The sequence below is a fragment of the Streptosporangium sp. NPDC006007 genome (genome assembly GCF_040614315.1).
Taxonomy (GTDB): Bacteria; Actinomycetota; Actinomycetes; order Streptosporangiales; family Streptosporangiaceae; genus Streptosporangium.
Genome location: NZ_JBEXUG010000009.1, coordinates 1 through 13,659, shown reverse-complemented (window position 1 = coordinate 13,659; position 13,659 = coordinate 1). Strand labels below are relative to the sequence as shown.

General features: G+C 67.8%; 11 protein-coding genes. 8 read left to right on the top strand and 3 right to left on the bottom strand.

From position 1 onward, the window contains the following. The first annotated feature begins 75 nt into the window (after positions 1 to 75). The 6 genes from ABZ194_RS09845 to ABZ194_RS09820 all read left to right on the top strand — a co-directional run bounded on the left by ABZ194_RS09845 (position 76) and on the right by ABZ194_RS09820 (position 7,032). Positions 76 to 924: a DUF4097 family beta strand repeat-containing protein gene (locus ABZ194_RS09845; RefSeq protein ID WP_355594309.1), complete on the top strand. Its 849-nt coding sequence runs from the start codon at positions 76 to 78 to the stop codon at positions 922 to 924. A 27-nt stretch (positions 925 to 951) separates the two neighbouring features. After that, positions 952 to 1,896, top strand: a complete 945-nt coding sequence (locus tag ABZ194_RS09840; RefSeq protein ID WP_355594307.1) for an ATP-binding cassette domain-containing protein — start codon at positions 952 to 954, stop codon at positions 1,894 to 1,896. Further along, positions 1,893 to 2,684 carry an ABC transporter permease gene (locus ABZ194_RS09835; protein WP_355594305.1) on the top strand — a complete coding sequence of 264 codons (792 nt, stop codon included), beginning with the start codon at positions 1,893 to 1,895 and terminating at the stop codon, positions 2,682 to 2,684. The genes ABZ194_RS09840 and ABZ194_RS09835 overlap by 4 nt, the downstream gene beginning before the upstream one ends. A 218-nt stretch (positions 2,685 to 2,902) precedes the next feature. Next, the gene (locus tag ABZ194_RS09830) at positions 2,903 to 4,108 is read left to right on the top strand and encodes a cytochrome P450 (RefSeq protein ID WP_355594303.1); all 1,206 of its coding nucleotides are present in this window, start codon (positions 2,903 to 2,905) and stop codon (positions 4,106 to 4,108) included. Between the two features lie 924 nt (positions 4,109 to 5,032). Then, complete coding sequence (locus ABZ194_RS09825; RefSeq protein ID WP_355594301.1) at positions 5,033 to 5,632, top strand: ABC transporter ATP-binding protein; 600 nt, start codon at positions 5,033 to 5,035, stop codon at positions 5,630 to 5,632. Then, the gene (locus tag ABZ194_RS09820) at positions 5,632 to 7,032 is read left to right on the top strand and encodes a DUF6297 family protein (protein WP_355594578.1); all 1,401 of its coding nucleotides are present in this window, start codon (positions 5,632 to 5,634) and stop codon (positions 7,030 to 7,032) included. Before ABZ194_RS09825 ends, ABZ194_RS09820 begins: the two co-directional genes overlap by 1 nt. A 450-nt stretch (positions 7,033 to 7,482) precedes the next feature. Here the strand turns inward: ABZ194_RS09820 and ABZ194_RS09815 are convergent, their stop codons facing one another. After that, positions 7,483 to 8,175: a TetR/AcrR family transcriptional regulator C-terminal domain-containing protein gene (locus ABZ194_RS09815; RefSeq protein WP_355594299.1), complete on the bottom strand. Its 693-nt coding sequence runs from the start codon at positions 8,173 to 8,175 to the stop codon at positions 7,483 to 7,485. 53 nt (positions 8,176 to 8,228) lie between these two features. Between ABZ194_RS09815 and ABZ194_RS09810 the strand changes: the two genes are divergently transcribed. Then, positions 8,229 to 9,419, top strand: a complete 1,191-nt coding sequence (locus ABZ194_RS09810; RefSeq protein WP_355594297.1) for an NAD(P)/FAD-dependent oxidoreductase — start codon at positions 8,229 to 8,231, stop codon at positions 9,417 to 9,419. A 396-nt stretch (positions 9,420 to 9,815) separates the two neighbouring features. Here the strand turns inward: ABZ194_RS09810 and ABZ194_RS09805 are convergent, their stop codons facing one another. Next, complete coding sequence (locus ABZ194_RS09805) at positions 9,816 to 10,907, bottom strand: TerC/Alx family metal homeostasis membrane protein (RefSeq protein ID WP_355594295.1); 1,092 nt, start codon at positions 10,905 to 10,907, stop codon at positions 9,816 to 9,818. Between the two features lie 1,069 nt (positions 10,908 to 11,976). Here ABZ194_RS09805 and ABZ194_RS09800 point away from each other — a divergent pair. Then, positions 11,977 to 13,059, top strand: a complete 1,083-nt coding sequence (locus ABZ194_RS09800) for a protein kinase family protein (RefSeq protein ID WP_355594293.1) — start codon at positions 11,977 to 11,979, stop codon at positions 13,057 to 13,059. 104 nt (positions 13,060 to 13,163) lie between these two features. On the opposite strand, the gene ABZ194_RS09795 is transcribed toward ABZ194_RS09800, so the two are convergent. After that, positions 13,164 to 13,544 (bottom strand): hypothetical protein, encoded by a 381-nt coding sequence (locus tag ABZ194_RS09795; RefSeq protein ID WP_355594291.1) that lies wholly within the window; start codon positions 13,542 to 13,544, stop codon positions 13,164 to 13,166. Positions 13,545 to 13,659: the final 115 nt, after the last annotated feature.

The following is a 13,659-nucleotide window of genomic DNA, read 5'->3' as shown; positions in this document are numbered from 1 at the left end:
GACACCCAGAACCACTTTCTTCGTACATCTCCGACCAGCGGAGATGTTCTTCTGACTCATTCTGAGGGGATAGCCATGCCTGTTTTCGCCACGCCTGAACCGATTTCCGCCACGATCGAGCTCTCCGTCGGTGACGTGCGGATCATCGCGAGCGACCGGATCGACACCGTCGTCGAGATACGGCCGAGCGACGAGTCCGATGAGTCCGACGTGGACGCCGCGCAGAAGACGCGCGTCGAGTACGCCAACGGCACGTTGACGGTCCGTGGGCCGAAGGCCCGCATACTCGACTTCTCCAAGAAGACCAGGTCGGTCGACGTACTGATCGAACTTCCCACCGGCTCGCACGTGCACGCGGACCTGTCGGTAGCGGACCTGAGCGGCGTCGGCACGCTGGGGGAGTGCCGGCTCAAGGCGTCGGTCGGGCATTTCCGCCTCGACCGGACCGGACCACTTCGACTGGGCACCTCTGGTGGCGACATCACCGTCGAAACGGTCGCGGGCAACGCCGATGTCTCCACCGGCACCGGGCGCGTGCACATCGGCGAGATCGGCGGCACCGCCGTCATCAAGAACTCCAACGGCAACACCGACATCGGCACCGTCACCGGCGAACTGCAGGTGCGCTCGGCCAACGGTGACATCTCCGTCGACCGGGCCGACGCCATGGTGGAAGCCAAGACCTCCAACGGAGCCATTCGCGTCGGCCAGATCACGCGCGACACCGTCACGCTGCACACCTCGACCGGCCACCTCGAAATCGGTGTCGCCGCCGGCACCGCCGCATGGCTCGACCTGAACACCTCGCACGGGCGGGTGGAGAACTCGCTGGACGGTCTCAGCGAAGCACCGGAGAAGTCCGAGCAGACCGTCGAAGTCCGCGCGCGCACATTGTTCGGAGACATCACCGTCCACCGTTCCTGACCAGATCTCGAAGGGGTTCTCATGACCATGCCATCCCAATCTGCGATCACGGCGACCGGACTGCGCCGGTCGTACGGCGACCACGTCGTGCTCGACGGCGTCGACCTGAACGTCCCGCGTGGCACCGTTTTCTCGTTGCTCGGCGCCAACGGCGCCGGCAAGACCACCACAGTCAAGATCTTGTCCACCCTGATCCGCGCCGACGGGGGCAGCGCGCGGATCGCGGGTCACGACCTGTCCGCCGAGCCGGACGCGGTGCGTGCCGCGATCGGCGTCACCGGCCAGTTCTCGGCGGTCGACAACCTGCTGACCGGTCAGGAGAACCTGACCCTGATGGCGGACCTGCACCACCTCGGCCGGAAAGCGGGCAGACGCAGGGCCGCCCAGCTGCTCGAACAGTTCGATCTCGTCGATGCGGCCAAGAAGACGGCGATGACCTACTCCGGCGGGATGCGGCGGCGGCTCGACCTCGCGATGACGCTGGTCGGCTCACCGCAGGTGATCTTCCTCGACGAGCCGACCACCGGGCTGGACCCGCGCAGCCGCCGCACCATGTGGCAGATCGTGCGGGAGCTCGTGGCGGATGGCGTCACCATCCTCCTCACCACCCAGTACCTGGAGGAGGCCGACGAGCTCGCCGACCGGGTCGCGGTGCTCGACCACGGGAAGATCGTCGCCGAGGGCACCGCGGACGAACTCAAGCGGCGCGTTCCCGGCGGCCACGTCCTGCTGCGATTCGCCGACGAGCGCGCCCTCGAATCCGCCGCGCGCGCCGTGGGCCGGGTGTCTCGCGACAGCGACGCGCTCGCCCTGCGCGTACCGCACGACGGCGGCCTCAGGTCGCTGAAGGCGCTGCTCGACCGGCTCGACCGGAACGCGGTCGAGGTCGACTCGCTGAGCGTGCACACCCCCGACCTCGATGATGTCTTCCTCGCTCTCACCGGCGACAAGGAGAAGGTGACCGCACGATGAGCACTGTGCCATACGCCCTGACCGACTCGGCGACGATGCTCCGCCGCAACCTCAAGCGCATGGTGCGCTACCCGTCCATGACACTGACGCTCATCGGCATGCCGATCGTCTTCCTGCTGCTGTTCGTCTACGTCTTCGGCGGCACGCTCGGCGCCGGGCTCGGCGGCGTCTCCGGCGGACGTGCGGAGTACGTCAACTACGTCACCCCCGCGATCATCCTGATGACGATCACCGCCGCGGTCCAGGGCACCGCCATCTCGATCGCCATGGACATGACCGAGGGCATCGTCGACCGGTTCCGCACCATGGCCGTCGCCCGCGTGTCCGTCCTAACCGGACACGTCATCGGCAGCCTCATCCAGACGATGCTCAGCATCGCGGCGGTCATCGGCGTCGCGCTGCTCGTCGGCTTCCGGCCGTCGGCGGGGCCCGGCGACTGGCTCGCCCTCATCGGTGTCCTGGTGATGATGGCCTTCGCCTTCATCTGGCTGTCGGTCGCGTTCGGCCTGGCCAGCAAGACCGTCGAGTCGTCGAGCAACGTCGGTATGCCGCTGATGCTGCTCCCGTTCCTGGGCAGCGGATTCGTCCCGACCGACTCGATGCCCACCGTGCTGCGCTGGTTCGCCGAGTACCAGCCGTTCACGCCGCTCATCGAGACCCTGCGCGGCCTGCTGATGGGCACGCCGATCGGGAACAACGCCGCCATCGCGGTCGGCTGGTGCGTCGTCATCGCGCTCGGCGGCCACCTCTGGTCGAAGAAGCTGTTCAACCGCGAGCCCACCCGCTAAGCCGCACGTGAGCCAGGGAGAAACGATGCGCTCACGCTGCCAAGTTCATTGCGACGCGACATCGCATTCGCGCGCAGCGTGATCACCTTAATCAACGCTGGTTACCCGCCTGAATGTACTTCCTGTGGTTGACGGAAATTCCGAACGCGACGCGGCTTTCAAGCTGCGCCAAATAAGTGATATCGCGAGTAGAGCCCAAGTTGATAAGAGGAATGGTCATGGGAGAATCCCTCCACACCGTCACGACGCTGCCGGCGGCGCGTCAGCCCGGCTGCCCCTTCGACCCGCCGGCAGAGCTGATCGACGCCCGCCGGCACGGCCCGATCAGTCGCTACACCTTTCCCGGCGGAAAACCCGGCTGGCTGATCACCGGATACGACCTGGTCAGGTCGGTCCTGGCCGACTCGCGGTTCAGCTCGCGCAAGGAGCTCATGCTCCACCCGTCCATCGACGTCACCGGTATGGAGATTCCTCCGGCGCCGCCCGGCGAGTTCCTCCTCATGGACGAGCCACAGCACGGGCGCTATCGGAAACCGCTGGTGGGCAAGTTCACCGTACGGCGGATGCGACTGCTCACCGAGCGCGTCGAGCAGATCACCGCCGACCACCTGGACGCCATGGAGAAGACCGGGCCGCCGGTGGATCTGGTGACCGCGTTCGCCAAGCCCATCCCCGCCATCATGATCTGTGAGCTGCTGGGGGTGCCGTACGAGGACCGGGGCTCCTTCCAGGAGCGGATCGAGTCGTTCCTCAGCGGGGAGACAAGCGACGAGGACCTGATAGCGGCCTACACCGCGACCCAGCACTACCTCGCGGAGCTGGTGGCCGCCAAGCGCGCGAACCCCACCGACGACGTGCTCAGCGACCTCATCGACAGCGATCTGACCGATGAGGAGCTGAGGGGGATCAGCCTGCTTCTGCTGGCGGCCGGGTTCGACACCACCGCGAACACGCTGGCGCTGGGCACCTTCGCGCTACTGCGCAACCCGGCGCAGCCGGCCGCGCTGCGCGCCGATCCCGCGCTCGCCGACCGGGCCGTGGAGGAGCTGCTGCGGTATCTGAGCGTCGCCAAGACGTTCATGAGGACGGCGCTGGAGGACGTCGAGTTGGGCGGCCAGACCATCGAGGCCGGTACGACGGTCATCCTGTCGTACAACACCGCCAACCGCGACCCCGAGCGCTTCGCCGACCCCCACGTGCTCGACCTCCGCAGGCAGGACGGCGGGCACCTGGCCTTCGGCCACGGCATCCACCAGTGCCTGGGTCAGCAGCTGGCCCGTGTCGAGATGCGGGTCGCCTTCCCCGCGCTGGTCAACCGTTTCCCCACTCTGCGCCTGGCCGTACCGGCTGAAGAGGTCGGCCTGCGCCCGGAGACCGCGGACATCTACGGGGTGAAGAGCCTCCCGGTCACCTGGGACGTGTGATCCGCGACGGCGGCGCCACAGAGGCCGGGCGGGGGCGCGCCATGGGTTACCGGTGACCTCGGCATGAGCTGGGTGTGGGCGTATTCCTCCGGCCGGCGCAGTCGGCTGAAAGCCGGTCACCGCCGGTCGACGAGTCCGGGCGCATGCCGGACACGGGCGTGGCCATCGTGAGCATGGACAAGCTGTCCCTGGCCGGTTCCCGCGATCTGTGCCCGGTGAGATAACGATCGTCGAGTGGCACAGGCGTCATCGGAGGCCGGGAAAACGCAGAACGGAGCGTTTTCCTAATCGTCTTATGCGGCTGCGCACCCTGGCCAGGCATGGCGAGCGAAACTCCAATGGAAAGCAGTGGGAAGCCTGCGATCGGCTTCTGAGGCTCCGTGACCAAACACAGGACGACATTTGTTCGCCGGACGGGTTGAGCGCACCGAATCACGGGCCGGTCACCTGGGCGGCAGGCATAGACCGTACCGGTCCTCATAACAAGAAGCGCGACAGCGGTGTTCGGGGTTCGTTCGCCTCGCACGACCACCGCCTTTCCGGAGGATATGACGATTGTTGCGGGAGCGGCGGCTCAGTCCGCATCGCGAACCGTCTCACCGTAGGTGAGCATGGTGTCTTGATATCGTATGGCGGGCAGGTCGGGATGACGGCCGGCTGCCGACTCCACAATCCTGTCGATGCGCTCTCCCGGGGGATACGGCGATCGTGGATCGCACAGGGCCGACGGGAAAATCCGCTGCGATTACTTGTTTCTCCCAGGATGACAGTCACAAGTCCGGCTTGGTGACCCTAAGCCTAGACTGAGGGCGTCTATACCCTTCGGGAGATTGGAGTTCAATGGCCAGGGTTCCTCAAGTAGTACGGTCCGAAGTTGATGACGGCCGGTTGCCGGCGGTCACAGCTAAAGGTGTGTGCGTTGCCTTGGGCGCTTACACGGTACTTGACCACTTTGATCTCAGGGTGGATTCAGGGGAAATCGTCGCGCTGACGGGTGTGAACGGTGTCGGAAAATCGACCCTGCTGCGCTGCTTCGCCGGTCTCCAACAGATAGTGGAGGGAGAGATTCTGGTCTTTGGCGCCCCGCCGAGGGATGATGAGGCGTTCTGGCGTGATGTCGGTCTGGTCACGGAGGAACAGGCGTGGTATCCGTGGCTCACGGTCCGTGAGCATCTGGAATTGGTCAGAAAGATCCATGCGCCGATTGAGGGCTCGTGCCTGGAATCGGAGACGCTGCTCGAGATGTTTGGTCTGTCCGACCGAGCCGACGTCGCACCGATGATGCTCTCGACCGGCCAGCGGCAACGGCTGTCGCTGGCCGCGATGTTGGCCAGGCCGAGCCGTCTCCTCCTGCTTGACGAACCTGAGCAGGGGCTGGATCAGGCTTTCCGCCGTAGCCTTGGCACTCTGCTCACGAGGTACGCCGGCAACGGCGGCACCCTTGTGATGGCGACACACGATGCGCGGCTTGCCGAGTCCGTGGGGGCGCGTGTGGTCACACTCCACGGAGGGGGGCGCGCGTGATGACGGTTGCCCAGCTGACCCGACGTCGCCGGCCGGTTCGGGAGCCGGGCTGGCAGCGAGCGTATTACTGGCTGATCGCCGTGGGGCTCGCCGCCGCGATCGGCGTCCCGCAGTTCGTCCGATTCACCTCCTGGCTCTTCAGCGGGGCCAGGATGGCCAGCCCCGCGTTGGGCCTGGCACTTCTTCTGGCCCTTCTGGCCGGTCTTCTCATGCTCCTGGCATGGGCAGGGCCGGTGGTGTCGTCGCCCGCCGATGTACGGTGGCTGGTTCTCTCCCCACTGAACCGCCGTTGGGTACTCACCCGTAACGCCCTGGTGCTCCTGGCATCCTTAACGGTCGCGGGACTGGTCCTGGGCTCCTTGGGCACGGCCGTGTTCGGCAGGCCGCAGGATGTGATTGCCGGCGTGTCCCTGGGCATCGCCTCCGCGATCACCGCGGGTTCGACGGCGGTACTGGTCCAAGCAGCCGAAACCAGACGCGACTGGCTTCGGCTCACCGTGATCCTCTTGGCCGTGGTGGTGGGGGCGCTCATCTTGCTGCGTCCGGCCCTTCCCGGTCCGCCCCTCCCTTTGATCGCGTGTTCAGCCCCGGTGATCGCGTCGTTCCTGGCGTGGCGTGCGTGGCAGGCGTTGGCGCGCTTCCCTTCGCGTGCGCTCTTAGACGTTTCAGCTCGCATGGGTACGCTGGTCGCCTCTTCCTTCAACCTCGAACCTGCCGTGTTGACGTCGATCGCCGAGCAACGGTTCTGGCGGTCTAAGCGGCTGCGCTCACGTGCCTGGCCGACGACCGGTCGGCTGGCGATGGTGCGGTCGGACGCGCGCATGCTGAGTCGCCGTCCGGGCCGGCTTGTCGTACTGGCAGCCCTGACCTCACTGCCTGTCCTCGTCTGCTCCGCTGGAGGAACGACCAGCCTGGCCACGGTCGTGCTCTTCTGCGGAGGCCTGACCGCGGCGACGGCGGCGGCCGCCGGGGCGCGCTGGGATGCTCAGCATCCTGAACTAGCCCGTCTGTTCACCATGAAATGGTCCACTACGAGGGCTGTGATGCCCGCTGTTCTCGCGTTCCTCTGGATCAGCCTGGCTCTCATCCTGTTGTCCATCGCAGGGTTCATGCCTGCTTGGAGTTGCCTGTACGGCTTGGCGACGGCTCCCAGCCTCGCCGCGGGAGCCCTGCGCATGGCGCGGCGGGATGCGATCAACCATGCGATGCCCGTCATCGACCTCGGTTTCGGAGGGGTTCCCACCGGTCCCGTACTGTGGGCGATCGCGGGAATAGACCTGGCGGCTCTCGGCAATGCGCCGCTGCTGCTGGCTGTAACGCCGGCCTCGCTGGCGATCCAGGCTCTGCTGAGTACCGTTCTGCTCGGTATCCACCTGCGCCATCGACGTAGGAGCCGATGAGCCGGAACACCGCCACGGCCCGATCGAGTACGGCCTGCGGATGGTGACCTTCGGCGCCAGAAGACCGGTCGGCCAACCCCGCCCAGGAGCACGGTAGGACTTCCGGACACGAAGATCACCATCCGCGCCTCACCCACCAGGCGATCCACCTCGAACGCCTGGAGCCCCCACGATCTCCGTCAACCAATGGTTCGGCCCGTCTCAGGTCCTACCTGGTGGTAGGTCTCGGGCAATCACCAAATCACTCCGGGCAAGGAGACGGGGACCGTGAGCGAGACCAGCGGAACAGGCACCGACGCGCCCGGCGAGCCGCCGAAGACGTGGTCGCCCCGGCGAGTGTGAGCGTGGCCGTGGAACGGGTCGCCGCCTCGACAAAGGACGGCCTGCTCGCCCTGGCCGTGTCTGGCGGCGTCATGGGGTACCACGGATGTCACCTGGAAATCCTGAGCGTCACGCCGGCGGCCGGGCGAGTTTGGCGGCCACGGCGTCGAGGACCCAGTCCAGGCCGGTCGCGAAGGACGCCTCGGCGTCCATCTCCGCGCCGTCGTGTACGGCCTTGGCCAGCGCCGGGAAGCGGCCCGTGGCCAGCATCCTCCTCACATGCGGGCCGGAGGCGCGCTGCCAGTCGCGCTTGGACAGGCCCGTGGCGCGTTCGGCCCGCAGATTCGCGATCTCGCGCCTGATCGCGCCGGTGAAGTAGGCGCCGACGGTCTCCACGGCACGCAGGACGGTGTCGAGGTCGGCGAGGCCGTCGAGGGCGGCCAGCGTGGCCTCAGTCACGGCGAGGGCGTTTGGGCCCAGGGTCGGACGGCCGCCGAGAAGGTCGGCCAGCCATTCGTGACGGAGGGTGGCCTGCCTGGTGCGGTGGGCTCGGATGCGCAACACCTCTCGCCAGTCGCCGGGCTGCTCCTCGGGGAGGATCTCGGCGTAGACCTCGTCCACCATGAGGTCGAACAGCTCCTCCTTGGCGGAGATGTATCCGTACAGCCGCATCGGGCCGGCGTCCAGCCGGGCGGCGACCTTGCGCAACGACACCGCCTCCAGCCCGCCCCCGTCGGCCAGCGCGATGGCGGCGGCGACGATTCGCTCCCGGTCGAGTGGCACGGGGCGAGTCGGCGGCTCCGGCCGGTCCCACACAGTCATGGTTACATCGTACTGTTGCGATACATCGTAATAGGTAAATACAGTATATCGCCATGAGACACCGTATCGCCGTAATCGGAGGCGGCCCGGCCGGCCTCACCTTCGCCCGCGTCCTGCACCGCCACGGTCACCCCGTCACCGTCCTCGAACGCGACCCCGCCCCCGACGCCCGTCCCCCGGGCGGCACGCTTGACCTGCACGAAAGGATGGGACAGCTCGCGCTGGGCAAGGCGGGGCTGCTGGCGGAGTTCCGGGCGCTGTCCCGTCCCGAGGGGCAGGCCATGCGCATCCTGGACGCGGACGGGACCGTCCTCCGCGACTGGCGGCCCCGTCCGGGGGAGCGGGCCAATCCCGAGATCGACCGGGGACAACTCCGTGACCTGCTCCTCGGCCCCCTCGACGTTCAGTGGGGGCGGGGCGTGACGGAGGTCGTGCCGGGGACCCGGGACGGCGTGCTGGTCCGTTTCGCGGACGGGCGACAGGAGACGTTCGACCTCGTGATCGGCGCGGACGGCGCCTGGTCCCGGGTCCGCCCGGCGATCTCGCCCGCGACGCCGCACTACACCGGCGTCACCTTGGTCGAGACCTCCCTGGACGACGTCGACACCCGCCATCCCGACCTCGCCCGGCTGATCGGCGACGGTTCCATGGCTGTGTACGGTGTGAACCGCGCCCTCGTCGCCCAGCGCAACAGCGGCGGCCACGTCAAGGTGTACGCCCAGTTCCGCGTGCCGCTGGACCGGCACACGAACCTGGACCGGCACATGGGCCTGGACCGGCACATGGGCCTGAACCGGCGCGCGGGCCTGGACGCGGGTCTGGACCTGGCCGACGCCGAGGCCGTGCGATCAAGCCTGCTGGCTCTGTTCGACGGCTGGGCCGCTCCCGTTCTCGACCTCCTCCGCCACGGCACCGCCTTCGTCCACCGTCCCCTCTACGTCCTGCCCGTGTGCCACACCTGGGCCCATGTCCCCGGAGTGACGCTACTGGGCGACGCCGCCCACCTGATGCCCCCGCTGGGGGTGGGCGCGAACCTCGCGATGCTGGAAGGCGCCGAACTCGCCGAGTCCGTCGCCGCCGCCCCCGGCCCTGGCGATCTGGACGAGGCCGTCCGCGCCTTCGAGGAACAGATGTGGGCACGGGCCGGCAGGTGGGCCAAGATCACGACGGCCGGGCTGGAACGCCTCGTGAGCCCGGACCCCACCGAAGCCCTCGCTCTCTTCGACGAGGTTCAGCCATCCTGACCGCCGGGCGCGAGAGCACCAGCACCAGAGGCTCGCCACGGCTTCACGGAACAGCACGGCACCGCCGCGGCTCCTTCCGGAAGATCCCCGGGTCAGGCCCGCGGTGATGGCGGCGCGGTCGTCGTGCAGGCTGCCGGCGAAGGAGCGCAGCACGGGAAGATCGTCGGCGCGGACGGCGTCGATCCACCCGGCGAGGTTCTCCCCCCGGAGGGCGTAGGCGATCTCCGCCGGTCCGGCGAAGGTCTGCCCTGCCAGAGCCCGGCAGCGGAAGAGGCGCCCCCCGAGGGTGCCGTCGGTGGACCCGTGAGGCAGCCCTGGCCGGTGAGAATCCTGTCAGACGGCACCCCGTCCACGCAGGCACATTGTCGCGCATGCCGCCGGTCGCGGTGGGCCGGCCTATGGGCGGTGTTCGGGGGAGGTGGGGCGTGCCGTTCGCGGTGGTTCCGGCCGGAGCTCCGTCGGCCGCGCCGGCGCGGGGGCGGCGGTCCCGGACGGCGGGGTGGCCGGAGCCCTTCGGGCTGCGAGGAGGCTGGTAAGGGTGACGGTGGTCAGCACGCCGACGATGACCGCCAGCGACGCGGGCGTGGGGATTTCCGGGACCCAGGTCCAGATACCGTGCGCCCAGTGCAGAACGAGCTTGACCCCGATGAAGGCGAGGATGACGCTGAGCCCGTGGTTCAGGTGCCGCAGCTTCGCCAGCGCGTCCTGGAGCACGAAGTAGAGCGCCCGCAGACCCAGCAGGGCGAAGGCGTTCGTGGCGAAGACGAGGAACGGGTCCTCGGTCACACCGTACACCGCGGGCACCGAGTCGACCGCGAAGACGATGTCGGTGGCGAAGACCGCCACGACGGCCAGGGCCAGCGGGGTCAGCGCGCGCCGTCCGCCCTCCCGGACGACCAGGCGCGAGCCCCGATAGTCGTCGGTGACCGGCATGAAGCGCCGGATCAGGCGGACCACGCGCATGGAGGAGATGTCCATCTGCTGCTCGTGCCCGGCCATCGCGTCCCGGAAGACCTTCACCGCGGTGACGATCAGCACCGCACCGAACAGCAGGAACGCCCAGGTACCGCTCTTCAGGGCGGCGGCCCCGAGCGCGATGAAGACCGCGCGCAGTGCCAGCGCGCCGACGATGCCGTACAGCAGGACCCGCTGAGCCAGCGCGGGCGGGACCGCGAAAGCCGCCAGTAGCAGCATGAAGACGAACAGGTTGTCCACCGAGAGTGACTTCTCCACCACATAGCCGGTGAAGAACTCCACCGAGACGGTGGAGCCGTGTACCCCCCACAGGTAGACGCCGAAGACCAGCGGAAGCATCAGGTAGAAGGCCGACCAGCCCACCGCCTCGCGCATCCGCACCTTGTGGGGGTGGCGGGTCAGCACGAAGTCCAGGACCAGAAGGAACAGTAGGACGGCAACGGTGATCGCCCACAGTCCGGGTGAGGCGATCGTCGTGAGATCGGCCGCCAATGAACTCGCCTCGACGGGCATGAGAACTCCTCGAACGCGCTTGGCTGTCCGAGGTCTCCTTCACCCACGCTACGCGGGTGGCCGTCCGGGGACGCCTCGGGGCGTCCGTACTGACCGGAGCGGCTCTTGGGAAGTACTCCCCTCGCTCCTTCCAGGTTAGGCCACTCCCGGTTCCGAGTGAACACCCCCGTCCTCGCGAGCGATCCGCTCGTCCCGGTCCCGCCCGGTTGACCGGAGGGCTGAGCCGGGCGGATAGTGGATTCAGCGGAGGGGAGTACCCGCCGTCTGACACCTCGTCCGTCAGCACGGCACCCGGAGTACGGGAAGCCCGGCGAGGCGGCCCTCCCCATGCGGGGGAGGGTGCGGGAAGACCTCCGTCCTCGTGTCCACGTGTCCACGTGTCCACAGTGAGGACGAAGGGGATCCCATGCCGGTCAACCTGTTTCTCGAACTTCTCCTGGGCGTGCTGCTGACGTTCTCCGCGATCGTCACCGTCGCCGTTCTCTGGCCGGGCCCACGACGTCCCCGGCCACCGTCCACCTTCGGGCCGCCTCCCCGGCGAGGCCCCGGTACTCCCGAAGCCACGGCGAGCCGCGAAAGGCGTGCACCGCGTCGTTACTCCACCCGCCAAACCCTTCCGGGGGACAGACCAAGTACGCCGGAAAGGGCTCGCGCGACGTCATCGAGCGAACCGCCTACCCGCAGTTCAAGCGCCTGACCTCAGCGCGGGTGCTGCACGTGTCCTTCACCCCGACCGCCGAGGAGAGCGCCTGGGCCCAAGGGCGGACAAGCAGTCCGCAGGCGCTGTTCGCACTGTTGCCGGCGCTGAAGTGCTTTCGGAAAATGACACGCTTACCTTACGGATGCCGGCGCTCGGGGTGTCCGGGCCGACGGGTGCGGGCGCCGGGGTTCCGGTTTTGAGTGGGAACGGGTTGTGACGGCGAATCCGCGACCCTGCCCGCTTCCGCCGGCTGTTCTTGGTCTTGCTCCGAGAAAGGGTCGTTCATGAGAGTGGCTGACCTTTTCAGCGTAAAGTCGATGCCGTACCCGGGATCGCCGAAGCCCTGGTTCGGGCACCGAGGAGCCGTCGATGCTGGACCGGGATTCGCTGCGCGCCGCGCGCCTGGCTGGTTACGGGACCGTGAGCACTCAACTGTCCTTGCTGAGCGACCACCGGCTCGGGGAGGTCGTGGCAGCCGCCACCCCGCTCGGGTCGGGCATCGGCGGCAGGTCGGCAGAGCTGGACATCAACGGAACGCGCGTCTTCGTCAAGCGGATCCCTTTGACGGACATCGAATTGCGCCCGGAGAACGCGCGGTCGACGGCGAACGTCTTCGAACTGCCGATGTTCTACCAGTACGGGGTGGGCTCGGCCGGGTTCGGTGCCTGGCGGGAGCTTGCCGTGCACACCATGACCACGAACTGGGTTCTCGGCGACGAGTATGCGGGATTCCCCCTGATGTACCACTGGCGGGTTCTGCCTGACTCCCCTCCCGAAGGATTCACCGACGAGTTCGGGGGACTGGAGGGGGCCGTCGCGCACTGGGAGGGATCACCCGCCGTTCGTGACCGGCTGGAGGCCATCGGCCAGTCCTCGTGCAGCCTGGTGCTCTTCCTGGAGCACGTGCCGCACACACTCGCCGGATGGCTGGCCGACCACTGCAAAACCGCCGTGCCGGAAGGCGGGGACGGCTCGCCCTTCCGCTGGGTGGAGGAAGCTCTGAGGAGCGGGGCCGCCTTCATGAGTTCTCGCGGACTTGTCCACTTCGATGCTCATTTTGCCAACATCCTGACCGATGGCCGCCGGCTCTACTTCGCTGACTTCGGACTTGCTCTGAGCTCCCGTTTCGACCTTTCGGCGGACGAGTCCAACTTCCTCTCGGACCACCTCGCGTACGACCACTGCTACACCGCGAGTCACCTGCTCCAATACCACTTGCTCGACGGCGTGCGCGGTGATACGGAACGTGAAGTCTTCCTGCACGACTGGATCGCAGGCCGGCGACCTGGCGGCATCCCGCCCGGGATCACGGCCATCATCGACCGGCACGCACGCCCTACCGTCGTCCTGGACTCCTTCTTTCGCCGTCTGTTCACCGAGAGCAAGCAGACGCCGTTCCCGGCCGCGGAGATCGAGCGGCAGTTGGGCGCCGGCGCCACAACCCCGGGCTGATCCACGCCCTCGCCTCTGCTGTCCGGCAGTATGGCATCGGCCGCGACGGCCGCTGCCTACCCGGGTGTGAGTGGTTGAGGTACAGAAAATCCCGGCGAGAACGATCATGGGCTTGGCCGGCAAGTTCTCTGCACCTCGAACATGAGCTGTCCGAAGGCTTCGAGCGCGGTACAGCGGGCTTCGGCCCGGGTGCGAGCGTGGTGGTCCTGGTCGTAGTGCAGGTGGCAGCCTTGGCACATGGCCCGGAGGTTGGCGGGGTCGCGGTTCTCCGGCGTGTGGTCGATGTGCGCGACGGTCAGGACGACACGGGAACCGGTGCCGTACACGGGCTGCCCGTTCAGGTTGGGGCAGCGGCCGGTGTGAGTGCCGCGTCCGCATTCGCCGAGGCATTCGCAGCGGCCGGCCGCGCGGACCGTGCGGATACGGAGGCTGATCGCTTTCCAGTCTGCGGGGTACCGGCCGCGGTTCTCGGGGCGGATTGGCACGGGTCACCGCTCCGTGGCGTCTAGTGCTGTGACCGGAAACGATCACCGGGTTGACGTGTAGAGCGCTGCTGCCAGTTGGATGGTGCTGATCACGTTCGATCAGCGCTCGGGAGGC

Bases quoted from the DNA above. Each gene is read 5' to 3' on its own strand.
- ABZ194_RS09800 (WP_355594293.1), top strand. From the start codon at position 11,977: ATGCTGGACCGGGATTCGCTGCGCGCCGCGCGCCTGGCTGGTTACGGG.
- ABZ194_RS09805 (WP_355594295.1), bottom strand. From the start codon at position 10,907: ATGCCCGTCGAGGCGAGTTCATTGGCGGCCGATCTCACGACGATCGCC.
- ABZ194_RS09845 (WP_355594309.1), top strand. From the start codon at position 76: ATGCCTGTTTTCGCCACGCCTGAACCGATTTCCGCCACGATCGAGCTC.
- ABZ194_RS09815 (WP_355594299.1), bottom strand. From the start codon at position 8,175: ATGACTGTGTGGGACCGGCCGGAGCCGCCGACTCGCCCCGTGCCACTC.
- ABZ194_RS09830 (WP_355594303.1), top strand. From the start codon at position 2,903: ATGGGAGAATCCCTCCACACCGTCACGACGCTGCCGGCGGCGCGTCAG.
- ABZ194_RS09820 (WP_355594578.1), top strand. From the start codon at position 5,632: ATGACGGTTGCCCAGCTGACCCGACGTCGCCGGCCGGTTCGGGAGCCG.
- ABZ194_RS09810 (WP_355594297.1), top strand. From the start codon at position 8,229: ATGAGACACCGTATCGCCGTAATCGGAGGCGGCCCGGCCGGCCTCACC.
- ABZ194_RS09835 (WP_355594305.1), top strand. From the start codon at position 1,893: ATGAGCACTGTGCCATACGCCCTGACCGACTCGGCGACGATGCTCCGC.
- ABZ194_RS09840 (WP_355594307.1), top strand. From the start codon at position 952: ATGCCATCCCAATCTGCGATCACGGCGACCGGACTGCGCCGGTCGTAC.